The sequence below is a fragment of the Klebsiella sp. Lac1 genome (assembly GCF_009825425.1).
In the GTDB taxonomy this organism is placed as follows: Bacteria; Pseudomonadota; Gammaproteobacteria; order Enterobacterales; family Enterobacteriaceae; genus Klebsiella; species Klebsiella electrica.
This window is the reverse complement of the sequence record NZ_VJZJ01000003.1, coordinates 163,021-185,871: the sequence shown is the minus strand read 5'-3', so window position 1 is coordinate 185,871 and position 22,851 is coordinate 163,021. Positions and strand designations below refer to the sequence as shown.

Annotated in this window: 24 protein-coding genes and 2 pseudogenes; 18 read left to right on the top strand and 8 right to left on the bottom strand. The window is 56.7% G+C overall.

Annotated features, from left to right (window positions below; translation table 11 throughout):
• The 11 genes from cysN (at nt 1) to rpoS (ending at nt 8,869) form a co-directional block, all read left to right on the top strand.
• Nucleotides 1-1,428 (top strand): sulfate adenylyltransferase subunit CysN, encoded by a 1,428-nt coding sequence (cysN, locus tag FNY10_RS19950; protein WP_141963662.1) that lies wholly within the window; start codon nt 1-3, stop codon nt 1,426-1,428.
• A complete protein-coding gene (gene cysC / locus FNY10_RS19945; protein ID WP_131048959.1) occupies nt 1,428-2,033 on the top strand; it encodes an adenylyl-sulfate kinase in 606 nt (201 codons plus the stop codon). Before cysN ends, cysC begins: the two co-directional genes overlap by 1 nt.
• Before the next feature lie 48 nt (nt 2,034-2,081).
• Nucleotides 2,082-2,408, top strand: a complete 327-nt coding sequence (locus tag FNY10_RS19940) for a DUF3561 family protein (protein ID WP_100684533.1) — start codon at nt 2,082-2,084, stop codon at nt 2,406-2,408.
• A gap of 140 nt (nt 2,409-2,548) precedes the next feature.
• The gene (ftsB, locus tag FNY10_RS19935; protein ID WP_004866952.1) at nt 2,549-2,860 is read left to right on the top strand and encodes a cell division protein FtsB; all 312 of its coding nucleotides are present in this window, start codon (nt 2,549-2,551) and stop codon (nt 2,858-2,860) included.
• 19 nt (nt 2,861-2,879) lie between these two features.
• Nucleotides 2,880-3,590 (top strand): 2-C-methyl-D-erythritol 4-phosphate cytidylyltransferase, encoded by a 711-nt coding sequence (gene ispD, locus FNY10_RS19930; RefSeq protein ID WP_100684534.1) that lies wholly within the window; start codon nt 2,880-2,882, stop codon nt 3,588-3,590.
• A complete protein-coding gene (gene ispF / locus FNY10_RS19925) occupies nt 3,590-4,069 on the top strand; it encodes a 2-C-methyl-D-erythritol 2,4-cyclodiphosphate synthase (protein ID WP_131048958.1) in 480 nt (159 codons plus the stop codon). The genes ispD and ispF overlap by 1 nt, the downstream gene beginning before the upstream one ends.
• Nucleotides 4,066-5,115 (top strand): tRNA pseudouridine(13) synthase TruD, encoded by a 1,050-nt coding sequence (gene truD / locus FNY10_RS19920; protein ID WP_160703178.1) that lies wholly within the window; start codon nt 4,066-4,068, stop codon nt 5,113-5,115. The genes ispF and truD overlap by 4 nt, the downstream gene beginning before the upstream one ends.
• A complete protein-coding gene (gene surE / locus FNY10_RS19915) occupies nt 5,096-5,857 on the top strand; it encodes a 5'/3'-nucleotidase SurE (RefSeq protein WP_100684537.1) in 762 nt (253 codons plus the stop codon). Before truD ends, surE begins: the two co-directional genes overlap by 20 nt.
• The gene (locus FNY10_RS19910; protein ID WP_100684538.1) at nt 5,851-6,477 is read left to right on the top strand and encodes a protein-L-isoaspartate(D-aspartate) O-methyltransferase; all 627 of its coding nucleotides are present in this window, start codon (nt 5,851-5,853) and stop codon (nt 6,475-6,477) included. Before surE ends, FNY10_RS19910 begins: the two co-directional genes overlap by 7 nt.
• A gap of 124 nt (nt 6,478-6,601) precedes the next feature.
• Nucleotides 6,602-7,723, top strand: a complete 1,122-nt coding sequence (nlpD, locus tag FNY10_RS19905) for a murein hydrolase activator NlpD (RefSeq protein WP_160703176.1) — start codon at nt 6,602-6,604, stop codon at nt 7,721-7,723.
• A 153-nt stretch (nt 7,724-7,876) separates the two neighbouring features.
• Entirely contained in the window at nt 7,877-8,869 is a 993-nt protein-coding gene (gene rpoS, locus FNY10_RS19900) for an RNA polymerase sigma factor RpoS (protein ID WP_004866938.1), read from the top strand.
• Nucleotides 8,870-8,924: 55 nt separating this feature from the next.
• Here rpoS and FNY10_RS19895 read toward each other — a convergent pair whose 3' ends face one another.
• On the bottom strand, nt 8,925-9,302 hold the full coding sequence (locus FNY10_RS19895; protein WP_160703174.1) for a DUF4440 domain-containing protein: 378 nt from the start codon (nt 9,300-9,302) through the stop codon (nt 8,925-8,927).
• 105 nt (nt 9,303-9,407) lie between these two features.
• Between FNY10_RS19895 and FNY10_RS19890 the strand changes: the two are divergent.
• Nucleotides 9,408-9,581, top strand: a pseudogene (locus FNY10_RS19890) (LysR substrate-binding domain-containing protein); the annotation flags it as partial.
• Here the strand turns inward: FNY10_RS19890 and FNY10_RS19885 are convergent.
• A complete protein-coding gene (locus FNY10_RS19885) occupies nt 9,578-9,997 on the bottom strand; it encodes a MarR family winged helix-turn-helix transcriptional regulator (RefSeq protein WP_131048956.1) in 420 nt (139 codons plus the stop codon). The pseudogene FNY10_RS19890 and the gene FNY10_RS19885 sit on opposite strands and share 4 nt — an antisense overlap.
• A gap of 171 nt (nt 9,998-10,168) precedes the next feature.
• Here FNY10_RS19885 and FNY10_RS19880 point away from each other — a divergent pair, with 171 nt between their 5' ends.
• The 4 genes from FNY10_RS19880 to FNY10_RS19865 all read left to right on the top strand — a co-directional run bounded on the left by FNY10_RS19880 (nt 10,169) and on the right by FNY10_RS19865 (nt 12,926).
• Nucleotides 10,169-10,762, top strand: coding sequence for a non-oxidative hydroxyarylic acid decarboxylases subunit B (locus FNY10_RS19880; protein ID WP_142255837.1), 594 nt, complete (start codon nt 10,169-10,171; stop codon nt 10,760-10,762).
• Nucleotides 10,762-12,189 (top strand): non-oxidative hydroxyarylic acid decarboxylases subunit C, encoded by a 1,428-nt coding sequence (locus tag FNY10_RS19875; RefSeq protein ID WP_160703172.1) that lies wholly within the window; start codon nt 10,762-10,764, stop codon nt 12,187-12,189. The genes FNY10_RS19880 and FNY10_RS19875 overlap by 1 nt, the downstream gene beginning before the upstream one ends.
• 10 nt (nt 12,190-12,199) lie before the next feature.
• Nucleotides 12,200-12,436: a non-oxidative hydroxyarylic acid decarboxylases subunit D gene (locus FNY10_RS19870; RefSeq protein ID WP_141963672.1), complete on the top strand. Its 237-nt coding sequence runs from the start codon at nt 12,200-12,202 to the stop codon at nt 12,434-12,436.
• Between the two features lie 337 nt (nt 12,437-12,773).
• The gene (locus FNY10_RS19865) at nt 12,774-12,926 is read left to right on the top strand and encodes a Hok/Gef family protein (protein WP_100684545.1); all 153 of its coding nucleotides are present in this window, start codon (nt 12,774-12,776) and stop codon (nt 12,924-12,926) included.
• A 124-nt stretch (nt 12,927-13,050) separates the two neighbouring features.
• Here the strand turns inward: FNY10_RS19865 and mutS are convergent, their stop codons facing one another.
• Complete coding sequence (gene mutS / locus FNY10_RS19860) at nt 13,051-15,618, bottom strand: DNA mismatch repair protein MutS (RefSeq protein WP_142255838.1); 2,568 nt, start codon at nt 15,616-15,618, stop codon at nt 13,051-13,053.
• Nucleotides 15,619-15,744: 126 nt separating this feature from the next.
• Between mutS and FNY10_RS27070 the strand changes: the two are divergent.
• Nucleotides 15,745-15,909: pseudogene (locus FNY10_RS27070) on the top strand (integrase); the annotation flags it as partial.
• A gap of 79 nt (nt 15,910-15,988) precedes the next feature.
• Here the strand turns inward: FNY10_RS27070 and FNY10_RS19850 are convergent.
• Nucleotides 15,989-16,891 carry a LysR substrate-binding domain-containing protein gene (locus FNY10_RS19850; protein ID WP_141963674.1) on the bottom strand — a complete coding sequence of 301 codons (903 nt, stop codon included), beginning with the start codon at nt 16,889-16,891 and terminating at the stop codon, nt 15,989-15,991.
• A gap of 102 nt (nt 16,892-16,993) precedes the next feature.
• Between FNY10_RS19850 and FNY10_RS19845 the strand changes: the two genes are divergently transcribed.
• On the top strand, nt 16,994-18,478 hold the full coding sequence (locus FNY10_RS19845; RefSeq protein WP_202395328.1) for a carboxylesterase/lipase family protein: 1,485 nt from the start codon (nt 16,994-16,996) through the stop codon (nt 18,476-18,478).
• A gap of 675 nt (nt 18,479-19,153) precedes the next feature.
• Here the strand turns inward: FNY10_RS19845 and FNY10_RS19840 are convergent.
• Genes FNY10_RS19840 through FNY10_RS19825 form a run of 4 tightly spaced genes read right to left on the bottom strand, consistent with a single transcriptional unit; the run spans nt 19,154 to nt 22,776 of the window.
• The gene (locus FNY10_RS19840; RefSeq protein WP_160703170.1) at nt 19,154-19,942 is read right to left on the bottom strand and encodes a heme ABC transporter ATP-binding protein; all 789 of its coding nucleotides are present in this window, start codon (nt 19,940-19,942) and stop codon (nt 19,154-19,156) included.
• Complete coding sequence (locus FNY10_RS19835) at nt 19,935-20,930, bottom strand: iron ABC transporter permease (RefSeq protein ID WP_160703168.1); 996 nt, start codon at nt 20,928-20,930, stop codon at nt 19,935-19,937. Before FNY10_RS19835 ends, FNY10_RS19840 begins: the two co-directional genes overlap by 8 nt.
• Nucleotides 20,930-21,748: a hemin ABC transporter substrate-binding protein gene (locus FNY10_RS19830; RefSeq protein WP_160703166.1), complete on the bottom strand. Its 819-nt coding sequence runs from the start codon at nt 21,746-21,748 to the stop codon at nt 20,930-20,932. Before FNY10_RS19830 ends, FNY10_RS19835 begins: the two co-directional genes overlap by 1 nt.
• Entirely contained in the window at nt 21,745-22,776 is a 1,032-nt protein-coding gene (locus FNY10_RS19825) for a ChuX/HutX family heme-like substrate-binding protein (protein ID WP_160703164.1), read from the bottom strand. The genes FNY10_RS19830 and FNY10_RS19825 overlap by 4 nt, the downstream gene beginning before the upstream one ends.
• Between the last annotated feature and the right edge of the window lie 75 nt (nt 22,777-22,851).

Here is a 22,851-nt window from a genome sequence, read left to right as displayed (position 1 = left end):
ATGAACACGACCATTGCCCAACAAATTGCTAATGAAGGCGGCGTAGAAGCTTATCTGCACGCGCAACAGCACAAAAGCCTGCTGCGTTTCCTGACCTGCGGCAGCGTCGATGACGGGAAAAGTACCCTGATTGGCCGCCTGCTGCACGATACCCGGCAGATTTACGAAGATCAGCTCTCATCGCTGCATAATGACAGTAAGCGTCACGGTACGCAGGGTGAAAAACTGGATCTGGCGCTGCTGGTGGATGGCCTGCAGGCTGAGCGCGAGCAGGGCATCACCATCGATGTCGCCTATCGCTATTTCTCCACCGAGAAACGCAAATTTATTATCGCCGATACGCCGGGGCACGAGCAGTACACTCGCAATATGGCCACCGGCGCTTCCACCTGCGATCTGGCAATTCTGCTGATGGATGCGCGCAAAGGCGTGCTCGATCAGACCCGTCGCCACAGCTTTATCTCGACGCTGCTGGGAATTAAAAACCTGGTGGTGGCGGTGAATAAAATGGACCTGGTGGATTTTAGCGAAGAGACGTTTAATCGCATTCGCGAAGAGTATCTCTCTTTTGCGGAGCAGCTGCCGGGCGATGTTGATATTCGCTTTGTTCCGCTTTCTGCCCTCGAGGGGGACAATGTCGCAACCCAGAGCGCCAGTATGCCGTGGTACAGCGGCCCGACGCTGCTGGAAGTGCTGGAAACCGTTGAAATTCGTCGCGTGGTGGAAAGCCAGCCGCTGCGTTTCCCGGTCCAGTTTGTTAACCGGCCCAACCTCGATTTCCGCGGTTTCTCCGGTACCGTGGCTTCCGGCAGCGTGACGGTCGGACAGCGCCTGAAGGTACTGCCGTCGGGCGTGGAGTCGAGCGTGGCGCGTATTGTGACGTTTGACGGCGACCTGCAGGAAGCCGGCGCCGGTGAAGCCATCACCATCGTGTTGAAAGATGAGATTGATATCAGCCGCGGCGACCTGTTGGTGGATGCGCAGGTGACGCTGCCTGCGGTGCAAAGCGCCAGCGTGGATGTGGTGTGGATGGCCGAACAGGCGTTATCCCCGGGTCAGAGCTATGACATCAAAATTGCCGGCAAGAAAACCCGCGCTCGCGTCGACGGGATTCGCTATCAGGTTGATATCAATAACCTGACCCAGCGTGAAGTCGAGTCGCTGCCGCTGAACGGGATTGGCCTTGTCGATTTGACCTTCGACGAGCCGCTGGTACTGGACAAGTATCAGCATAACCCGGTCACCGGCGGGCTGATCTTCATCGATCGGCTGACCAACGTGACGGTGGGCGCCGGTATGGTGCGCGAACCGCAGGAACAACGTCAGGCGTCGGCATCCTCCTACAGCGCGTTTGAACTGGAACTGAACCAGCTGATCCGTAAACACTTCCCGCACTGGGATGCGCGCGACCTGCTGGGAGGCAAGTAATGGCCCTGCATGACGAAAACGTCGTCTGGCACGCCCATCCGGTCACCCGGCAGCAGCGCGAACAGCACCACGGCCATCGCGGGGTGGTGCTGTGGTTTACCGGGCTGTCCGGCTCCGGTAAGTCTACCGTTGCCGGTGCGCTGGAAGAGGCGCTGCATCGACTGGGCGTCAGCACCTATCTGCTGGATGGCGATAACGTGCGGCACGGCCTGTGCAGCGATCTCGGTTTTAGCGATAGCGATCGTAAAGAAAATATTCGTCGCGTCGGGGAAGTGGCGAAACTGATGGTTGATGCCGGGCTGGTGGTGTTGACCGCCTTTATCTCTCCGCACCGCGCTGAACGCCAGATGGTGCGTGAGCGCCTGGGCGAAGGGACCTTTATCGAAGTGTTTGTCGATACGCCGCTGGCTATCTGCGAGGCGCGGGATCCAAAAGGGTTATACAAGAAGGCGCGTGCGGGTGAATTGCGCAACTTTACCGGGATAGATTCGGTGTACGAATCGCCAGAAAAGGCGGAAATTCATCTGGATGGTGAACAATTGGTAACAAATTTGGTGCACCAACTATTAGACCTCCTCAGACAGCAAGATATTATCAGATCCTGAAACGGCGGCGGCATTGAGATGCCGGTCGCCAGGTCAACAGGATTCGATATGCGCAATACCCAGAACATCAGTCTTATTCGTCCGGAACCGCCCGCGGTGTCCCATGACGAGACCACCTGGTCTTTGTCAGGCGCCGCCGTGGGTTTTATTTCATGGCTGCTGGCGCTGGGTATTCCCTTCCTCATGTATGGCAGTAATACGTTATTTTTCCTTCTCTACACTTGGCCCTTTTTTCTCGCCTTAATGCCGGTCGCCGTTGTGGTTGGGATTGCGCTGCACTCGCTGTTGAGCGGTAAGCTCCTGTACAGCGCATGCGCGACGATTTTGACCGTGGGGATGATGTTTGGCCTGCTGTTTCTCTGGCTGCTGGGATAGTCCTTTCTGCGTATGAATCAAGCCTGGGTATCGGCGACAGAAATGTGTTACAGTCCCCGCGTTACGCGGCGTCGTCCGCGCGTCGGAGTGAAATACTCGGGCGAGTTATGGGATGATGATGCCGTTTTTCAGGGGGCAGAATGGGTAAATTAACGCTGCTACTATTGGCTTTGCTGGTCTGGCTACAGTACTCGCTGTGGTTCGGTAAAAATGGTCTGCATGACTATAGCCGGGTGAATGATGACGTCACCGCGCAGCAAGCCACTAACAGCAAATTAAAGGCGCGCAACGATCAACTCTTTGCGGAAATCGATGACCTTAACGGCGGTCAGGAAGCGATCGAAGAGCGTGCACGCAATGAACTAAGCATGACCCGCCCGGGCGAAACATTTTATCGTCTGGTCCCGGATGCGTCTAAGCGCAACCAGGGGTCGACGCAGAACAATCGATAAACAAGCCCAGGATGACGACATGGCAGCCACTTTTCCGGGTGTTTGCGCCGTGGTGCCGGCGGCCGGTTTTGGCCGCCGTATGCAAACGGAATGCCCGAAACAATATCTCTCAATCGGTAACAAAACGATTCTCGAACATGCGGTCGCCGCGCTGCTGGCGAACGCGTGCGTGCAGCGCGTGGTGATTGCCGTCAGTCCCGGCGATATCCGCTTTAGCCAACTGCCGCTGGCCACCCATCCACAAATTACCGTCGTCGACGGCGGCGCCGAGCGCGCTGACTCCGTACTGGCTGGTCTGCAGGCGTTGCCCGAAGCCGAATGGGTGCTGGTGCACGATGCCGCGCGCCCGTGCCTGCACCAGGACGACCTCCGGCGCCTGCTGGCGCTGCGCGAAACCAGTCGCGTGGGTGGCATTCTCGCCGCGCCGGTGCGCGATACCATGAAACGCGCTGAACCCGGCAAGGGGGCTATTGCGCACACCGTCGATCGCAATGACCTATGGCATGCGCTGACGCCGCAATTTTTCCCGCGTGAATTACTCCTCCAGTGCCTGACGCGCGCGCTTAATGAAAGCGCGACCATCACCGATGAAGCCTCGGCGCTGGAGTACTGCGGCTTCCATCCCGAACTGGTGGCCGGACGAGCTGATAATATTAAAGTGACGCGCCCGGAAGACCTGGCGCTGGCAGAATTTTACCTTACCCGTTCCCGACACCAGGAGAAGGCTTAATGCGAATTGGACATGGTTTTGACGTACACGCTTTTGGTGGTGAAGGCCCAATCATTATTGGTGGGGTACGCATCCCTTACGAAAAAGGGCTGTTGGCCCATTCCGATGGCGACGTGGCGCTGCACGCGCTGACCGATGCCCTGCTGGGGGCGGCGGCGCTGGGGGATATTGGCAAGCTGTTCCCGGATACCGACCCGGCCTTTAAGGGCGCCGACAGCCGCGAACTGCTGCGCGAAGCCTGGCGGCGGATTCAGGCCAAAGGCTATACCCTCGGAAACGTGGATGTCACCATCATTGCTCAGGCGCCGAAAATGCTGCCGCATATTCCGCAGATGCGTGTCTTTATCGCCGAAGACCTCGGCTGCCATATGGATCAGGTCAACGTCAAAGCCACCACTACCGAGAAGCTCGGTTTCACCGGCCGCGGTGAAGGCATCGCCTGTGAAGCGGTGGCGCTGCTGCATAAGGTTCAGTCATGATCGCTTTCAATGACCTCACCTGGCTGCACGGTAAACCACAGGGGCAGGGGATACTGAAAGCCAACCCGGAAGATTTCGTGGTGGTCGAAGATCTCGGCTTTGCGCCGGATGGCGAAGGTGAGCATCTGCTGGTACGGATTCTGAAAACGGACTGCAATACGCGGTTTGTGGCTGATGCGCTGGCTAAGTTTCTTAAAATCCATGCGCGTGAAGTGAGTTTTGCCGGGCAGAAAGATAAGCATGCCGTGACCGAACAGTGGCTGTGCGCCCGACTCCCGGGCAAAGAGATGCCCGACCTGAGCAAGTTTCAGCTGGAAGGTTGCCAGGTGCTGGAATACGCGCGGCATAAACGCAAGCTGCGGCTCGGCGCGCTCAAGGGCAACCAGTTTACCCTGATTCTGCGGGAAATCAGCGATCGCGACGATGTCGAGCGGCGTCTGCAGGCTGTTGCCGCGCAGGGGGTGCCGAACTATTTCGGCGCCCAGCGCTTTGGTATTGGCGGCAGTAATCTGCTGGGCGCGCTGCGCTGGGCGGAGAGCGGCGCAGCGGTTCGCGATCGCAATAAACGCAGTTTTTGGCTGTCGGCGGCGCGTAGCGGCTTGTTTAATCAACAGGTCAGTATTAGATTAAAAAAACCGGAATTTAATCAGGTTGTTGATGGCGATGCGCTACAATTAGCGGGGCGCGGGAGCTGGTTTGTCGCCACCTCTGAGGAGCGCATGCAGCTGCAGGAGCGGGTTGATAACCGTGAACTGCTGATTACGGCGGCGTTACCGGGAAGCGGCGAGTGGGGCAGCCAACGCGAGGCGCTGGCCGCCGAGCAGGCGGCTGTTGCCGAAGAGACGCCGCTCCAGGCTCTGCTGGTGCGTGAAAAAGTCGAAGCGGCGCGCCGGGCGATGCTGCTCTATCCGCAGCAGATGAGTTGGAACTGGTGGGATGACGTAACCGTTGAACTGCGTTTCTGGCTACCAGCGGGCAGCTTCGCCACCAGCGTGGTAAGGGAACTTATCAATACAACGGGTGACTATGCGAATATTGCTGAGTAACGATGACGGGATTCATGCGCCGGGCATTCAGACCCTGGCGAAGGCCTTACGGGAGTTTGCTGAGGTCCAGGTAGTTGCACCCGATCGTAACCGCAGTGGCGCATCAAATTCCCTGACCCTCGAGTCTTCGCTACGCACTTTCACTTTCGATAACGGCGATATCGCCGTCCAGATGGGGACGCCGACGGACTGTGTCTATCTCGGGGTCAACGCCCTGATGCGCCCCCGTCCGGATATCGTGGTTTCCGGCATTAATGCCGGTCCCAATCTCGGCGATGACGTTATCTACTCCGGCACTGTCGCTGCCGCAATGGAAGGCCGACATCTCGGCTTTCCGGCCCTGGCCGTCTCCCTGAATGGCCATCAGCACTATGACACCGCGGCGGCCATCACCTGCTCTATCCTGCGGGCTTTAAGCCGCGAGCCACTGCGGACCGGCCGTATCCTCAATATCAATGTGCCCGATCTGCCTCTTGAGCAGATTAAAGGCATCCGCGTGACCCGCTGCGGTAGCCGACATCCCGCCGATCAGGTTATTCCGCAAAAAGATCCGCGCGGCAATACGCTGTACTGGATTGGCCCGCCGGGAGAGAAGCACGATGCCGGGCCGGATACCGACTTTGCCGCCGTCGACGAAGGCTATGTCTCCGTGACGCCGCTGCACGTTGATTTAACCGCCCACCAGGCTCACGGGATGGTGGCCGACTGGCTGGATCGCGTCGGAGTGGACACTCAATGGTAAGCAAACGTGTTGAAAGCCTGCTGAATCAGCTGCGTACTCAGGGCATTGTTGACGAGCGCGTGCTGGAGGCGATAGCCCAGGTACCGCGTGAAAAATTCGTTGATGAAGCCTTCGAACACAAGGCGTGGGAGAACACGGCATTACCTATCGGCCAGGGGCAAACCATCTCGCAACCCTACATGGTGGCGCGGATGACGGAGCTTCTGACGCTGACGCCGGAATCGCGGGTGCTGGAGATTGGCACCGGTTCAGGCTACCAGACGGCGATACTGGCACACCTCGTTCATCATGTGTGTTCGGTCGAACGAATTAAGAGTTTACAGTGGCAGGCGCGTCGTCGCCTGAAACAACTTGATTTACATAATGTTTCAACCCGTCATGGCGATGGATGGCAGGGTTGGAAGGCACGCGCTCCCTTTGATGCGATTATCGTCACCGCCGCACCGCCGGAAGTGCCGCCTGCGCTGCTGGCGCAGCTGGATGAGGGAGGTGTGCTGGTATTACCGGTCGGCGAGGTGCATCAGTTTCTGAAACGGATCCGTCGTCGCGGTAATGAATTTGTGATGGATACCGTTGAAGCCGTACGCTTTGTTCCCCTGGTGCAAGGGGAGCTGGCATGAGACCCGGATTAATCCAGGTTTTTTTTGCCTGACTTTAGGCGTAGGGTGGACACATTTTCAGTGTCCTGGCCGGGTGTTGTCCGGTAAGCAAGATATTGGCTGTTAACATATTCCTGGGGGATAAATGAGCGCGGGAAGCCCAAAATTTACCTTAAGCCGTATTGCGGCGTTATCATTGGTTTCACTCTGGCTGGCGGGGTGTTCAAACACCAATCATCCGCCAGCGCCGGTTAGCACGGCGGGTGGAGCCCCATCCTCGGGAACGAATTCCGGGATGTTGATCACTCCGCCGCCGCCGACAGGATCCGCCATTGTTCCGCGCACACCTCAGGTACAGCCGGTTCAGACGCCAGCGCCGCAGGTTCAGCCGATGGCCCAGCAGCCGGTGCAGACCGTGAACGGTAAGATAGTCTATAACCGTAAATATGGCGATATTCCGAAAGGCAGCTATACGGGCGGCAGCACCTATACCGTGAAACGCGGCGATACGCTGTTCTATATTGCATGGGTAACAGGCAACGATTTCCGTGACCTCGCGCAACGCAACAACATCCCCGCGCCGTACGGCCTGAATGTCGGTCAGACGCTGCAGGTTGGCAACTCTGCAGGCCAGCCGATCACCGGTGATAACGCCGTTGCTGCGGCAAGCGTGCGGGCAAGTGGAGGTGCGACGGCGGCCTCAAATACTGCACAAAAATCGACCGCGGTGGTTGCGTCACAACCAACTATTACGTATTCTGAATCCTCAGGTGAACAGAATGCTAATAAGATGTTGCCGAACAATAAGCCAGCGACGACTGTCGTTGCGCCAGTGACGGCTCCCGCTGTTAGCAGCAACCAACCGACTGCAAGCAGTACGTCAACCAGTTCGCCTATCTCCACATGGCGCTGGCCGACTGATGGCAAGGTTATCGAGAACTTTAGTGGCGCAGAAGGCGGCAATAAAGGTATTGATATTGCAGGCAGTAAGGGACAGGCTATTGTCGCGACCGCTGATGGGCGCGTCGTCTATGCCGGTAACGCGCTGCGCGGTTACGGTAATCTTATTATCATCAAACACAACGATGATTACCTGAGTGCCTACGCTCACAACGATACAATGCTGGTCCGGGAACAACAGGAAGTTAAAGCGGGGCAGAAAATCGCTACCATGGGTAGCACCGGCACCAGCTCTACAAGATTGCATTTTGAAATTCGTTACAAGGGGAAATCCGTCAACCCGCTGCAGTATTTACCGCAGCGATAATTTGGCGAAGTACGGATAAGCGTCGCATCAGTTAACCGACGTCAGGCCGGTCGCAACTGCCCCTTCACCGGGGCAAAACGTCTCCGTCTGGCGTCGTTGAATGATGTATCGCGAAGGTGCTTTGCTCAGGGATCACGGGTAGGAGCCATCTTTATGAGTCAGAATACGCTGAAAGTTCATGATTTAAATGAAGACGCGGAATTTGATGAGAACGGAGTCGAGGTTTTCGATGAGAAAGCCTTAGTAGAAGAGGAACCCAGTGATAGCGATCTGGCCGAGGAAGATCTTCTGTCGCAAGGCGCCACGCAACGCGTGCTGGATGCGACGCAGCTCTATTTGGGTGAGATTGGTTATTCCCCACTGCTGACGGCCGAAGAAGAAGTTTATTTCGCCCGTCGCGCATTGCGTGGTGATGTGGCTTCACGCCGCCGGATGATTGAAAGCAACCTGCGTCTGGTGGTGAAAATTGCTCGTCGTTATAGCAATCGTGGTCTGGCGTTGCTGGATCTGATTGAAGAGGGCAATCTGGGGCTGATCCGCGCGGTTGAGAAGTTTGACCCGGAACGTGGGTTCCGTTTCTCGACCTATGCCACCTGGTGGATTCGTCAAACGATTGAACGGGCTATCATGAACCAAACCCGTACCATCCGTTTACCTATCCATATTGTCAAAGAGCTGAACGTCTATCTGCGTACCGCGCGTGAGTTGTCCCATAAGCTGGACCACGAGCCGAGTGCGGAAGAGATTGCCGAGCAGCTGGATAAGCCGGTTGATGACGTGAGCCGTATGCTGCGTCTCAATGAGCGTATTACCTCAGTGGACACGCCGCTGGGCGGCGATTCGGAAAAAGCGCTGCTGGATATTCTGGCCGATGAGAAAGACAACGGTCCGGAAGACACCACGCAGGACGATGATATGAAACAAAGCATCGTTAAATGGCTGTTCGAACTGAACGCCAAGCAGCGTGAAGTCCTGGCGCGTCGTTTTGGCCTGCTGGGCTACGAAGCCGCTACGCTTGAAGATGTTGGTCGTGAAATTGGTCTGACCCGCGAGCGCGTACGTCAGATCCAGGTAGAAGGCCTGCGCCGCCTGCGGGAAATCCTGCAAGGACAGGGGCTGAACATCGAAGCGCTATTCCGCGAATAAGCCATTTTCCTCTCAAAAAGGCCCGATCGGACGATCGGGCCTTTTTCTTTGCATGCTACGCCTGTCGGGTCTCGTGTAAATGACGCCACAAAATGCGCCCTTCAGCTTTCCTGAATAAAACCGTTGACCAACGGATGGTCTCGCCCTGTTCGGGCAAACGCTGCCTTTCCCGATAGCATATCACCGCGCCATCGTGCCATTCGGCGAGCGTGGTCGTGCTATCAATGGCGATGCGCAAACCTGGACGACTGCCGCCTGAGGTAGCAAAGAAAGCGCTGAGCGCCTGATGGTTCATCACGTTTCCGCCGATACCGATCATTGAAAAATCAGGGGAAAAGCGTGCCATTAGGGCCTCTACCGCGCCTTGTTTCTGACTCAGCCAGTTTTCAATAGCCACATGGGCGTCGATCGTTTCCTGAATATACGGGTTCATGGGGTCTCCATTTTTTTGTGCAGGCGCGTGACTATCGCTATTGTTACGATCCACGCGACGGCTCACGCTCACCGAGGCGGGGTCGCTGTTCTATCATCGCGGCCTGGCGTTACCCTGCTGCCCGAGTGACTGGTGGCACCGGCGCTGGCGGAGCACAAACTGGTGCAGGTGGTGCCGGAGTTTACCTTTCCCCCGCAGGGCGTGTATGCGCTCTATCCGGACGCGCAGCATGTCCCGACCAGGGGCCGGGCGTTTATCGATTTCTTACGCCAGCGCTAATCTTTTGTTTCTTGCGCGATCAGCTTGTGGATGATTTGCGAGAACTGTTGGCGCTCTGCGTCGCTCAACCGTCCCAGGAACTCGTCATCGACGGCATTTCCCAGCGGTACTGAATGTGCCAGCAACGCTTCACCTTCCGCGGTTAAATAGACAAACCGGCGACGTTTATCCGCCGGATCGTGTTCGCGACGGACCAGTCCGCGGCTCTCCATACGGCTGAGCATTTCCGCCAGCGTCGCTTTCGTACTGACTGCCGCTTCCGTCAGCGTGACCTGTTCAATTCCCGGGTGCTCTGCAATCGAGCGCATCACCGCATACTGGGGCTTAGTCAGCTCCGGCAGTTCGTGCTGCCAGCGGGCGGTGTGCTGCTGGAAAAGCTGGCGCAAGAGGTGGAACGCCTCGTTTCTTAACTCCATGGGAACTCCGTAAAAAAACGTCGGCTCTATAATAGCCGTTTGCGACGCTTTTACGCATCTTTCCCGCATTTGATTAAAAATGCGGCCAACCGTGAACGCACTTGCACGCGATGGGTATCAGGCGTAGTTTTAATAAAAACGTTCGTATACGAACGATATGTGGAGGAAATGATGAAGCTGATTGTCGGGATAACCGGTGCCACCGGTGCTCCGTTGGGTGTCGCGCTGCTTAAGGCGCTTCGCGGGATGCCGGAAGTGGAAACCCATCTGGTGATGTCGAAGTGGGCTAAAACCACGATTGAACTGGAAACGCCGTATAGCGCTCGTGAAGTGGCTGAACTGGCCGATTTCTCACATAGCCCTGCTGACCAGGCCGCCATCATCTCATCAGGCTCCTTTCGTACCGCGGGCATGATTGTCATCCCCTGCAGTATGAAAACGCTGGCCGGAATTCGTGCGGGTTATGCAGAAGGGTTGGTTGGACGTGCGGCGGATGTGGTGCTGAAAGAGGGGCGCAGGCTGGTGCTTGTCCCACGGGAAATGCCGTTGAGCACTATCCACCTGGAAAACATGCTGGCCCTGTCCCGTATGGGGGTGGCGATAGTGCCGCCGATGCCTGCTTATTACAACCATCCGGCAACGATTGAAGACGTGACTGACCACGTTGTCACGCGAGTTCTGGATCAGTTTGGTCTTGAGTACCACAAAGCGCGTCGCTGGAACGGACTACGGGCCACAGAGAATTTTTCACAGGAGGATAAATAATGGCTTTTGATGATTTGCGCAGCTTTTTACAGGCGCTGGACGACCAGGGGCAATTGCTGAAAATTTGTGAAGAAGTGAACGCCGAACCGGATCTGGCTGCCGCGGCTAACGCCACCGGGCGTATCGGCGATGGGGCACCGGCGCTGTGGTTTGACAATATTCGCGGCTTTACCGATGCCCGGGTGGCGATGAATACCATCGGTTCGTGGCAGAACCATGCTATCTCGCTGGGTCTGCCGGCTAACACGCCGGTGAGGAAACAGATTGATGAGTTTATCCTCCGCTGGGATGCATACCCGGTCACGCCGGAGCGCAGGGCTAACCCGGGGTGGGCGGAGAATACCGTCGACGGCCAGGATATTAACCTGTTTGATATTCTGCCGCTGTTTCGTCTGAACGATGGGGATGGTGGTTTTTATCTCGATAAAGCCTGCGTCGTCTCGCGCGATCCGCTCGACCCCAACCACTTTGGCAAGCAGAACGTCGGAATCTATCGCATGGAGGTGAAGGGCAAACGCAAGCTCGGCCTGCAGCCTGTCCCCATGCATGATATCGCGCTACACCTGCACAAAGCCGAAGAGCGCGGCGAAGATCTGCCAATCGCTATTACATTAGGCAATGACCCGATTATCACGCTCATGGGCGCAACGCCGCTGAAGTACGATCAGTCGGAATATGAAATGGCGGGTGCGCTGCGTGAAAGCCCGTATCCGATTGCCACCGCACCGCTGACCGGTTTTGATGTGCCGTGGGGGTCGGAGGTGATTCTTGAAGGCGTTATCGAGAGCCGCAAACGTGAAATCGAAGGCCCGTTCGGTGAATTTACCGGTCACTACTCCGGCGGGCGCAATATGACGGTGGTGCGCATCGATAAAGTTTCTTATCGCACGAGACCGATTTTTGAATCGCTGTACCTCGGTATGCCGTGGACCGAAATTGATTATCTGATGGGCCCGGCGACCTGCGTACCGCTATATCAGCAGCTCAAAGCTGAGTTCCCGGAAGTGCAGGCTGTCAATGCCATGTATACCCACGGCCTGCTGGCGATTATCTCGACCAAAAAACGCTACGGCGGTTTTGCGCGGGCGGTTGGCCTGCGGGCAATGACCACGCCGCACGGCCTGGGTTATGTGAAGATGGTGATTATGGTTGATGAGGACGTTGACCCGTTCAACCTCCCTCAGGTGATGTGGGCACTGTCTTCGAAGGTCAATCCGGCGGGAGATTTGGTACAGCTACCGAATATGTCCGTGCTGGAGCTTGACCCTGGCTCCAACCCGGCGGGAATTACCGACAAACTGGTTATTGATGCCACCACGCCGGTTGCGCCGGATCTCCGCGGCCACTACAGCCAGCCGGTGCGGGATCTCCCTGAAACCAGAGCCTGGGTTGAAAAACTGACCGCCATGCTGGCCAACCGTAAGTAAGGAGAAAAAGATGATGTGTCCACGTTGCGCCGATGCGCAGATTGACGTGCTGGCGAAGTCGCCGGTAAAAGATGTCTGGACTGTGTTCCAGTGCCAGCACTGTTTCTATACCTGGCGCGACACCGAACCGCTGCGCCGTATTAGTCGCGAGCACTACCCGGAAGCATTTCGGATGACCCAGAAAGATATTGATGAGGCGCCGATGGTGCCGAGTATTCCGCCGCTGCTGGCGGAAGATAAAGGCTAAATAAACGGGGCCGCGCAGTCGGGCCCTTTTTATATTTCTCTTATCAATGAAAAAATCTTTATTAATTAAAATTCAAAATAACGTAAAAGATTAACGGCATATCAATATTTGCGAGTCTTCTCGCAATCTAAAATAATTCCATTCCGTTTTATTCCGGTGGGGTAATTTTGTCGACCAGGTGAGTATAGAATAACGGCGGGTGCTTGAGGCTGTCTGGCTTTGAGCATTGACAGGGTTCAGACAGGCGAAAGCCCCAGGAGATATTTCTATCAACTGAGGCTGGCGTTTGAACCTGAACAATTCAGATGTTAGTCTCTTCTTTGCAGGGAGGCAAGACATGCTGACAAAATATGCCCTTGTGGCAATCATTGTACTGTGTATTACGGTGCTGGGATTTACGCTAATGGTACGCGGCTCATTGTGCGAGCTGAATATTAAAGAGCGTAGTATGGAGTTTAAAGCTGTTCTCGCTTACGAACCGAAGAAGTAGCAACCGCGCGGGGGCGACCCCGCGTATTGGTTGTCAGGTCGCATCCTCTCGCACCCATTTATTTTTGTAAAAGGGCAGCGCTTAGCGGGCTGCCCTTTTGTCGCTTCAGCGGAACAAGAAGGCGTTACACCAGGCTCTTCAGCCGGTAAATCCACTCCAGCGCCTGACGCGGGGTCAACGAATCCGGATCGAGGTTCTCCAGGGCTTCTACCGCCAGCGAGGTCTCCTCCGGGGCGGAGAGCAGCGACATCTGCGTACCGTCGACCTGCGTGGCGGCAACGCCTGGGGCAATGCTCTCCAGTTCGCGCAATTTCTGCCGCGCGCGCTTAATCACCTCTTTAGGCACGCCCGCCAGCGCGGCAACCGCCAGACCGTAGCTTTTGCTGGCGGCGCCATCCTGGACGCTGTGCATGAAGGCGATGGTATCGCCATGTTCCAGCGCATCAAGATGGACGTTCGCCACGCCTTCCATTTTCTCCGGCAACTGGGTCAGTTCGAAGTAGTGGGTGGCAAAAAGGGTCAGTGCCTTAATCTTATTGGCCAGGCTTTCCGCACAGGCCCACGCCAGCGACAGGCCATCGTAGGTAGAGGTCCCGCGGCCGATTTCATCCATCAGTACCAGGCTGTGTTCGGTGGCGTTGTGCAGAATATTGGCGGTTTCGGTCATTTCGACCATGAAAGTGGAACGGCCGCTTGCCAGGTCATCGGCCGCGCCGACGCGGGTAAAGATGCGATCGATGGGGCCGATTTCAACTTTTTCCGCCGGGACGTAGCTGCCTATCCAGGCCAGCAGCGCAATCAGCGCAGTCTGACGCATATAGGTACTTTTACCGCCCATATTCGGGCCGGTAATAATCAGCATCCGCCGCTGCGGGACCAGATTTAATGGGTTGGCGATAAAAGGTTCTTTCAAAACCTGCTCAACCACAGGGTGGCGGCCTTCACTGATGCGGATACCCGGTTTATCGCTAAAGGTCGGGCAGCAGTAGTTCAGGGTTTCCGCACGCTCGGCGAGGTTTACCAGCACATCCAGCTCCGCCAGCGCGCTGGCGCTTTGCTGAAGGTCGGCAAGGTGCGGCAGCAGCATATCGAACAGCTGCTCGTAGAGCTGTTTCTCCAGCGCCAGCGCTTTCCCTTTCGACGTCAGTACTTTGTCTTCATACTCCTTGAGTTCCGGAATAATGTAGCGCTCGGCGTTTTTCAGCGTCTGGCGACGGACGTAGTGAATCGGGGCGTGCTGGCTTTGGCCGCGGCTGATCTGGATGTAGTAACCGTGAACGGCATTGTAACCGACCTTCAGCGTGTCCAGCCCTAGCCTTTCGCGTTCGCGAATTTCCAGCTTATCGAGATAATCGGTGGCGCCATCCGCCAGCGCGCGCCATTCATCGAGCTCTTCATGGTAGCCGGGGGCAATAACGCCGCCGTCGCGCACCAGCACCGGCGGCGCATCGATAATCGCGCGTTCGAGCAGTTCGCGCAGTTCGCTGAACTCGCCCATTTTATCGCGCAACTTCTGGACCGGCGCGCAGCTGACGTCGGCCAGCATCTCGCGCAGGGTAGGCAGCTGCTGGAACGCATGACGCATGCGGGCGAGATCGCGCGGACGCGCGGTGCGCAGCGCCAGTCGCGCCAGAATACGTTCCAGATCGCCCACCTGACGCAGCACCGGCTGCAGTTCGCTATAACGCTCCTGCAGTGCGCCGATGGTTTGCTGACGTTCGACGAGCACCACCGTATCGCGCACCGGCATATGCAGCCAGCGTTTGAGCATCCGGCTGCCCATCGCGGTTACGGTGCAGTCGAGCACCGACGCCAGCGTATTGTCGAAACCACCGGCCAGATTCTGGGTTATCTCAAGGTTACGGCGGGTTGCCGCGTCCATGATAATGCTGTCCTGCTGGCGCTCCATCGTGATGGAGCGAATATGCGGCAGGGAGGTGCGCTGGGTATCTTTGACGTACTGCAACAGGCAGCCGGCGGCGCAAAGACCCCGTGGCGCGTTTTCGACGCCGAAACCGACCAGGTCGCGGGTGCCAAACTGTAAATTCAGCTGCTGGCGCGCGGTGTCGATTTCAAACTCCCATAGCGGACGGCGGCGCAGGCCGCGGCGGCCTTCAATCAACGCCGACTCGGCAAAATCTTCGGCATACAGCAGTTCAGCCGGGTTGGTACGCTGCAACTCGGCGGCCATGGTTTCACGGTCGGCCGGTTCGCTCAGGCGAAAACGACCGGAGCTGATATCCAGCGTCGCATAGCCAAAGCCTTTGCTGTCCTGCCAGATAGCGGCCAGCAGGTTATCCTGACGCTCCTGCAGCAGCGCTTCATCGCTGATGGTGCCGGGCGTGACGATACGCACCACCTTGCGCTCGACCGGACCTTTGGTGGTGGCCGGGTCGCCAATCTGTTCGCAAATGGCTACCGATTCGCCCTGATTGACCAGTTTGGCAAGGTAGTTTTCCACCGCATGGTGTGGGATTCCGGCCATAGGGATCGGCTCGCCCGCCGAGGCACCGCGTTTGGTCAGCGAAATATCGAGCAGTTGCGATGCGCGTTTCGCATCGTCATAAAACAGCTCGTAAAAGTCCCCCATACGATAGAACAGCAGGATCTCCGGGTGCTGAGCTTTCAGCTTAAGATACTGCTGCATCATTGGCGTATGGTCTGAGAGATCCTTGTCGACAGACTCTTGCATATTAATTTTACTCATTTTTTAAGTTTTGCGATTCCCTATGTAGCCCCATGTAAAACCGCTTTAAACCCATATAAATCGATAAATTTGTATACCAGAAGTATTCTGACGACTATCTGGGATACATTGATGAAAATGACACTCAATCAGTCGATTATAATCAATAAGCTATCTATCGACGTCAAACCAGGTCTGGACAAAGCTGGAAAAGTTGTCTACTTACCCAATCCAGAGCGAAAACCGTATCTTATCACTGACAGCCATCGTGATTCATCCGTTGGGTTCGGTGCCAAAAATAAAGGCTGTCCCTGGCCGGGTCGCGCGCTCTCGTTATATGTTAATATAATGTTGCAATTTATTGAGGCTACTTAAATCACCCATGTTCAAAATGCTGAGTTCTGGCAAGCAATAGATCTAAGAACCTGCGGGCTGCGACGGTGATAACTTTATTACCCGGATGGAGGGCAAAGAAGGTGACAGGAACGGGCTGCCAGTGCGGCAAAACGGGCACCAGCTTACCTTGTTGCAGGTCGTCCTGGATTAACAGTCCGGGCAATGACGCAATCCCCATTCCTTGACGGGCGGCATGCAGCAATGCCGTGGGCTGAGTGGCGATAAATGCGGGCTTAAAATAAAACCGGGAGATCTGCTGCTCATTTGTCAACTCCCAGACCCCGTTGAGCGTGCCTTCTCCCAGCGCCAGACAGTTGAATCCAGCCAAATCCTGAGGGTGGACTAACGCCGGTTTACCAGCCAGTACATCAGGGTGGGCAACTAACGCATAAGATGAAATAAGAAATTGGCGAGCAACGAGGGTGGAGTCTGCCAATGGTTTAAACGCCGGATAAATCACAATATCTGCCTGCGAACTTCTCGGATCGTAGATGCCGGTTGTCTCTTCAAGATAAAGTTGAACCTCTGGCGCAAGACAGGCGAATTCCGCCGCTATTTCTTCTATCACTAATGAACCTATCATCGGCGGGCAAATGATATGTAGTCGCCCCGCCGGGTGTGCACGCAACTGTTCCGCCATACTGTGGATCTGTTCTGCCTGATCCACTAATGCCGTGCATTTCTCGTAACACGCGATGCCAAAGTGCGTGAGCTGAAATTGGCGCGGGCTATGGTGGAACAGCTTGACCCCCAGACGTGATTCCAGGGCATTGATTCGCCGGGAAAGGGTGGATTTTGCGATGCCCAGATGACGGGAGGCTGATGAAATACCATTACAATCAACAACCTGTTTAAAAAGATAGAGATCGTCAAGATAATCCATGATTGTTCCATATATGGGACGAAACAGGATTGATAATAGAACGAAGGTCGCCTCGGTTCAATTTTATACTGTGGGAACTCAGCCATTGTGGAGGAAACTCAAATGTCGGATATGAACACAGTCAGCAGCGTCATTGCAGAAACGCCATTCGGAAAAGTACGTGGTCTATGTGTGGATGGGATCAGTGCCTTCCGGGCAATCCCCTATTCGCAGCCGCGTAGCGGGGTAAGCCGGTTTGATAAGCCATCCTCTCCCCCATGCTGGGATGAGGTTTATGATGCGACCCAACCTGGAACGGTCTGCCCTCAGCTCCCGTCACGCCTGGATGCCGTGATGGGCGCCAGTCATTGCCGCCAGGACGAAGATAGCCTGCACGTCAATATCTGGGTACCTCAAAACGTCGATCGTCCCGTCCCCGTCCTGGTATTCATTCACGGCGGCGCGTTTATGACCGGAGGCGGTTCGCTATCCTGCTACGATGGCCATGAACTGGCAAAAAATAGCGGGATGGCGGTGGTCACGATGAATTATCGTCTGGGCATATGGGGATTTATGCCTGTTCCTGAACTCGATGCGGTGAACCTTGGGCTTCACGATCAGATTGCGGCTTTACGATGGATACGGCAGGCCATTGGAGCGTTTAAGGGCGATCCCCAACGCGTCACCGTCGTGGGGCAGTCAGCAGGGGCATACAGTATTGCCGTTATGCTGGGCACGCCAATCGGACAATCGCTTTTTGATCAGGCGATCCTGATGAGTGCCCCGCTGGGTTTATCGCTGAAAACGACCGAGGAATCGACAGCATTTCGCTCCCTCTTGCTCAAAGAGCTGGGCTATCCCGCAGATGCGGTGGATAAATTGCGGGTTCCCACCTCCCGGGAGCTACTGGCGGCGTTACAACGTATTAAGCCGCCGAAAACCGTTGACGGGGATATCACACCACCCTTTATGCCGGTTATTGATGGCTACCTTATTCCACGCGATCCCATACAGTCTATTGCCGCAGGAAGCGCCGCGTGGTGTAAGACGGTTATTGGCATCACCCGGGAAGAGTACTTTTCATTCTCCCTGGGCCACTCGCCGCTTGATAGTTTGACGGACAGCCAGCTGACCGCGCTGTTTGAGAAACAGTACGGTAAAGACAAGGGGGCCTTGATGCTAAAAACAGCCAGGGCCAGGCGCATTCCGGATACCCCGCGTAATGTGGTCGCAGACATGCGAAGTGAGGCTGATTTCATCCGCCCGGCTTTTACATTTGCCGATAGCCAGATAGCCTGGAAGCAACCGCAGACCTATTTCTATCATTTTGACTGGCAATCACCTCTGCCGGAACTTGGCGCCGGACATTGCCTCGATCTGCCATTCTTATTTGGCAACCCTGGAGAGTGGGCCGCTGCGCCAATGCTACAGGGCGCTAACCAGCGCGAGCTGGAGGCGCTGACTGAGCGTTTTCAGCAGGCATTAAGCGCCTTCGTCTATACGGGGGAACCCAACGGCGAAAACATACTGTCCTGGCCCAGCTATCAGGAGCAGCGCGCCGTCATGCATTTTGATAAGCGGATAAGCGTTATCCACCATCTCAAATAGCTTCAGATAGCGCTCCCGATGGGCAAGGAGGTTCGCCGGGAGCCGGGGCAAAAATCAACCTGCGCGCTTCTGCAATTTCCGATGGCATAAGCACGAGCAAGAAATATAAATGCCAGAACCTGGTTTGGCTCCGTTTGCCATTGGAAAAATTAATTGCGGCGGCATCACCGGCACAGGAAGTCGAATGTAGGCTTTCATTTTTCACCCAGTATTTTTTGGACTATCCTCCTCAAGCCTTTACTTACATAACAAATACACTATCCAGTTTATATCGGGAACTCTATGATGAAGCAATCCCGGTCTTCAACTCTAGAACATCTGAAATCAGCGAGGTGCAGGTGTTGGCTATCATTCATTTTCACAGGCGCAAAAAAGATAGCGTTCTGCGCGATTGTAATATCTTCAGATTGCTTCATTTACATATAAATAAATTCGTATTTCACGCTGTAAGCTCCAGTTTTATTTTCGAAGTAATGACTTTTATTCATTATTATACTTTTGTATCTGTCAAAATATAAAATAGCCTTGCCACGTAAGGCTATGTTAACTGATTAATCTGAATGTGCCTCCTTTTTCGACTTAAATTTTAAATAGCGTGTAATGAGCAAGATAGATGTCGTGATGCGCATTGCAACTAAACGGCGGACGAGTACCTGCGGGAGTACTCGTCTCCTGCTATGGCGCCAGATACACCTGGGGGATGGCGACGTCGGGATGCTCACCCATTCGCACTTCAGCACCGTACCAGCGGCTGATAACCGACTGACGAATGACCTCCTGCGGCGTTCCCTCGGTGACCAGTTTTCCCTGATGGAGGAGTAGAATGCGGTCTGCCCACAGCGCGGCGAGATTGAGGTCGTGCAGCACGATGCAGACGTGCAGCTGGCCGCTGCGGGTCAGCCGTTTCAGCAGACGCAGCAGATGCTGTTGATAGTAAAGATCCAGCGCCGAGGTCGGTTCGTCGAGAAACAGCCAGCCCCGTGGCGCGTCGGCATACCACAGCTGAGCGAGACAACGGGCCAACTGGACCCGCTGCTGCTCGCCGCCGGAGAGCGAAGGATAACGTCTGCCCGCCAGATGATCGCAGCCGGTTTCCGCCATCACCTGCTGAATCATCTGCGGGTCCGGGTGTTTACCCCATGGAGAGCGCCCCATGGCGATAACCGTTTCCACCGGCCAGTCGGCATGAAGCTGTGTGCGTTGCAGCATCACCGCCCGGCGACGGGAGAGCGCTTCCGGCGACCAGTGTTCCAGCGGGCGTCCTTCTACATAACGTTCACCGCCATTCGGGGATAAGAAACCGGTCAGCAGCCGCAGCAGCGTTGATTTCCCGGCGCCGTTTGGGCCAATCAGCGCAGTCATCTCTCCGTCGCACAGCCGGACCGACACATCGTCGATGACCCGGCGTTTACCCAGCTGCAAAGAGATTGACGTGGCGCGCCAGGTGCTGTCACGATTATCCATACGTCGTCCTCTGCTGGCGGAAAATCAACCATAAAAACCACGGCGCGCCGAGCATACTGGTCAGCAGACCGACCGGCATTTCGGCGGGGGCGGCGACGGTGCGGGCGAGGGTATCGGCCAGCAGCAGCAAGATCGCCCCGGCCAGCAGCGAGCCTGGCACCAGCGCGCGGTGATCCGGCCCCAGCCACATTCGTATCAGGTGCGGCACCACGAGGCCAATAAAGCCAATCACGCCGCTGATCGCCACCGAAGAGGCCACCAGTAGCGCACTGCACAGTAGCAACAGACGCTGCACCGCCCGGACGTTAATTCCCAGGTAGTGGGCTTCTTCATCGCCAAGCTGTAGCAGGTTGAGACGGCAAGCCATCAGCCGGATGACCAGTGAAGCAGGAAAGATCAAGGTGGCCGCGACCAGCAGCGTGGGCCACTCTGCCTGGCCGAGACTGCCCATCCCCCACAGCGACAGCTGGCGCAGCTGGGTGTCATTACTTATCCACGCCAGCACTCCCACCAGCGCGCCGCACAGCGCATTGATGGCGATACCGACCAGCAGCAGGCGCGAGAGCGAACCTTCACCGGTCCGGCTGAGGATAAAAATGACCACCATGACCGCGATACTCCCGATAAACGCCGCCAGCATCGGGGCATACAGCGCCACCAGCGCCGGAACCGACAACGGCAGGACCAGCCAGCAGGCCACCGCCAGCGCCGCGCCGCTGCTGACCCCCAGCAGGCCCGGATCGGCCAACGGGTTGCGGAACAACCCCTGCATGACGCAGCCGGAGAGCGCCAGCGCGGCACCGACCAGCAGCGCCAGCAGGACGCGCGGCAGACGAATAGTTAGCCAGATATGGCGTAGCACCTCATCCCCCGGCGGCCACAGGCTGGCAAGCGGCAGAGACATCGCGCCGAGAGTGGTCGCGAACAGCGTCAGGCACACCAGCAGCAAGGCCATTAACCACAGATGGCGAGTGAGGGTGGGGCGCATCAGGGGAGCTGCTCCGCTTTTTTCCGCAGCGCGCTGACCGCCTGCGGCGTCCGCGGGCCAAAGCCGAGCAGGGCCATCTCATCAACCACCAGCACCTGTTTATGGCGACCGGCAGGCGTTTGCGCCAGCCCCGGCAGCTTCCATAAACCGGCCTCGCCGCCCATGTCTTTAAGCCCGTCAGCGGAGATAACCACCAGCTCCGGCAGACTGGCGATCACCCCTTCCTGCGACATGCTGCGATAATGGTCAAATCCCTGCATCGCGTTCTGCAGCCCGACGGCCTGAATAGCGCCGTCCGCCGCGGTCTTTTGCCCGGCGACCATGGTGTTCATTCCGCCGTGGCTGAGAATAAACAGCACCCGTTTACCGACCGGCTGCGTGGGGATTTGCGCTATCTGAGCGGCGACGATGCGGCGCAGGGCGTTGCCTTCAGTCTGCTTACCCAGTGCGTCGGCGACCGCGGCGATTTTTTTGTCAATCGCCGACAGATCGTTACCGCCCGGGATATTGACCACTTTTACCCGACTGTCCTCTACCTTTTGTAAGACCAGAGAAGGCTGGGCCTGCGCGCTCGCCAGGACGAGCGTCGGGCGTAACGACAGGATCCCCTCGGCGTTCAGCTGACGGATATAGCCGACATCCGGCAGCGATCGCGCGGCGGCAGGCCAGGTGCTGGTGCTGTCTTTGGCGACCAGCTGCTGCTGCGCCTCCAGGGCATAGACGATTTCCGTGACATCGCCGCCAAGGGAGATAATGCGTTCGGCAGCGGCATGCGCAAACAGCGGCAGAGCGGCAAACAGTATCAGCCAGCGTTTCATGCGCTCTGTCCTTCCGTCGTCAGGCAGGCAACCTGGCTACGCCATGTTGCCTGCTCCGGGTGCCCTTCGCTACGCTGCCCGTACAGTTGGGCGATTTGCGTACCGTCCAGGGCAAACAGCTCCACGCTGGTGACGTGACCATCCGAGGTTGGCTTACGGGTTACCCAGATTTCATCAATGCTGTCTGCGCGCAGGTGCAGGGTGAAGGTGGTATTGAAGATGTTGAGCCAGCCGCGCATCGGGGCCAGCTTTTCGAGGGCGCCGGTGAAGATTTGCACGCAGCCGCGGTTGCCAACGAAAATCATGATCTCATTGCCCTCTTCGCGAATGGTTTCCAGCAGGTGCGGCAGGGCATCGTGGTCAATGCGGCAGGCCAGGTCATCGCTGACCAGACGGAAAGCCTGCTGACGGGAGAGGTTATATTTTCGCAACAGCCCGAAGAACTGATGGACGTCGGTCATGGCGCGCCATTCATTTTCCAGCGCCGCGCCGTCGGCGGAAGCGGCGTAGCGGGGAGCATCAACGGGGCGGATAGCTAATGGGGTCGGGGCGGCATGGGTTTGCCCAGCAATCAGCGCTTCCCACGCCGTCATATCGGTTTGCGCGGTCGCATAGACTTTCAACAGCGCGTCGCCGTGATGGTCGAAGAACTGAATGCTCTGGCGGCCGTTATCACTCAGGTGGAAGGCGCTGGCCCACTGGCTGAGGAACAGGCGCAGATCGAGCGCCCGCGGGTTCAGCACCAGTCCGGCATGGCCGCTCAGATGCTGGTGGGTAAACTGGCCCACCTGCTCATGGACCGCATATTGATTACGGCAGATGCACCTGGTCTCGCCGACGCTTTCCAGCCCGGCAATGATCGCCCGGATGTCGTCCTGCAGGCGAACCGCATCGTGGCCAACGCGAGCGGCGGTTAATTCCGCTTCGCTAATGCCCATTTCAGCGGCGATATCGCGGGCATATTTAACGCCAGCCTGCGCTTTGGTGGTCTGATAGCGCTGCCACAGTTCGTTTGCGTTGTGTTGCATAATTCATATCCTTCTCTACGATGAATATCCCCGGCCGTGGCCAGGGAGCAGGCTGTCTTTCAGCATGATGCGCGC

What these genes read in the sequence shown, in the direction of transcription:
- cysN (WP_141963662.1), top strand. Translation starts at nt 1, where the DNA reads ATGAACACGACCATTGCCCAACAAATTGCTAATGAAGGCGGCGTAGAA.
- cysC (WP_131048959.1), top strand. Translation starts at nt 1,428, where the DNA reads ATGGCCCTGCATGACGAAAACGTCGTCTGGCACGCCCATCCGGTCACC.
- FNY10_RS19940 (WP_100684533.1), top strand. Translation starts at nt 2,082, where the DNA reads ATGCGCAATACCCAGAACATCAGTCTTATTCGTCCGGAACCGCCCGCG.
- ftsB (WP_004866952.1), top strand. Translation starts at nt 2,549, where the DNA reads ATGGGTAAATTAACGCTGCTACTATTGGCTTTGCTGGTCTGGCTACAG.
- ispD (WP_100684534.1), top strand. Translation starts at nt 2,880, where the DNA reads ATGGCAGCCACTTTTCCGGGTGTTTGCGCCGTGGTGCCGGCGGCCGGT.
- ispF (WP_131048958.1), top strand. Translation starts at nt 3,590, where the DNA reads ATGCGAATTGGACATGGTTTTGACGTACACGCTTTTGGTGGTGAAGGC.
- truD (WP_160703178.1), top strand. Translation starts at nt 4,066, where the DNA reads ATGATCGCTTTCAATGACCTCACCTGGCTGCACGGTAAACCACAGGGG.
- surE (WP_100684537.1), top strand. Translation starts at nt 5,096, where the DNA reads ATGCGAATATTGCTGAGTAACGATGACGGGATTCATGCGCCGGGCATT.
- FNY10_RS19910 (WP_100684538.1), top strand. Translation starts at nt 5,851, where the DNA reads ATGGTAAGCAAACGTGTTGAAAGCCTGCTGAATCAGCTGCGTACTCAG.
- nlpD (WP_160703176.1), top strand. Translation starts at nt 6,602, where the DNA reads ATGAGCGCGGGAAGCCCAAAATTTACCTTAAGCCGTATTGCGGCGTTA.
- rpoS (WP_004866938.1), top strand. Translation starts at nt 7,877, where the DNA reads ATGAGTCAGAATACGCTGAAAGTTCATGATTTAAATGAAGACGCGGAA.
- FNY10_RS19895 (WP_160703174.1), bottom strand. Translation starts at nt 9,302, where the DNA reads ATGAACCCGTATATTCAGGAAACGATCGACGCCCATGTGGCTATTGAA.
- FNY10_RS19885 (WP_131048956.1), bottom strand. Translation starts at nt 9,997, where the DNA reads ATGGAGTTAAGAAACGAGGCGTTCCACCTCTTGCGCCAGCTTTTCCAG.
- FNY10_RS19880 (WP_142255837.1), top strand. Translation starts at nt 10,169, where the DNA reads ATGAAGCTGATTGTCGGGATAACCGGTGCCACCGGTGCTCCGTTGGGT.
- FNY10_RS19875 (WP_160703172.1), top strand. Translation starts at nt 10,762, where the DNA reads ATGGCTTTTGATGATTTGCGCAGCTTTTTACAGGCGCTGGACGACCAG.
- FNY10_RS19870 (WP_141963672.1), top strand. Translation starts at nt 12,200, where the DNA reads ATGATGTGTCCACGTTGCGCCGATGCGCAGATTGACGTGCTGGCGAAG.
- FNY10_RS19865 (WP_100684545.1), top strand. Translation starts at nt 12,774, where the DNA reads ATGCTGACAAAATATGCCCTTGTGGCAATCATTGTACTGTGTATTACG.
- mutS (WP_142255838.1), bottom strand. Translation starts at nt 15,618, where the DNA reads ATGCAAGAGTCTGTCGACAAGGATCTCTCAGACCATACGCCAATGATG.
- FNY10_RS19850 (WP_141963674.1), bottom strand. Translation starts at nt 16,891, where the DNA reads ATGGATTATCTTGACGATCTCTATCTTTTTAAACAGGTTGTTGATTGT.
- FNY10_RS19845 (WP_202395328.1), top strand. Translation starts at nt 16,994, where the DNA reads ATGTCGGATATGAACACAGTCAGCAGCGTCATTGCAGAAACGCCATTC.
- FNY10_RS19840 (WP_160703170.1), bottom strand. Translation starts at nt 19,942, where the DNA reads ATGGATAATCGTGACAGCACCTGGCGCGCCACGTCAATCTCTTTGCAG.
- FNY10_RS19835 (WP_160703168.1), bottom strand. Translation starts at nt 20,930, where the DNA reads ATGCGCCCCACCCTCACTCGCCATCTGTGGTTAATGGCCTTGCTGCTG.
- FNY10_RS19830 (WP_160703166.1), bottom strand. Translation starts at nt 21,748, where the DNA reads ATGAAACGCTGGCTGATACTGTTTGCCGCTCTGCCGCTGTTTGCGCAT.
- FNY10_RS19825 (WP_160703164.1), bottom strand. Translation starts at nt 22,776, where the DNA reads ATGCAACACAACGCAAACGAACTGTGGCAGCGCTATCAGACCACCAAA.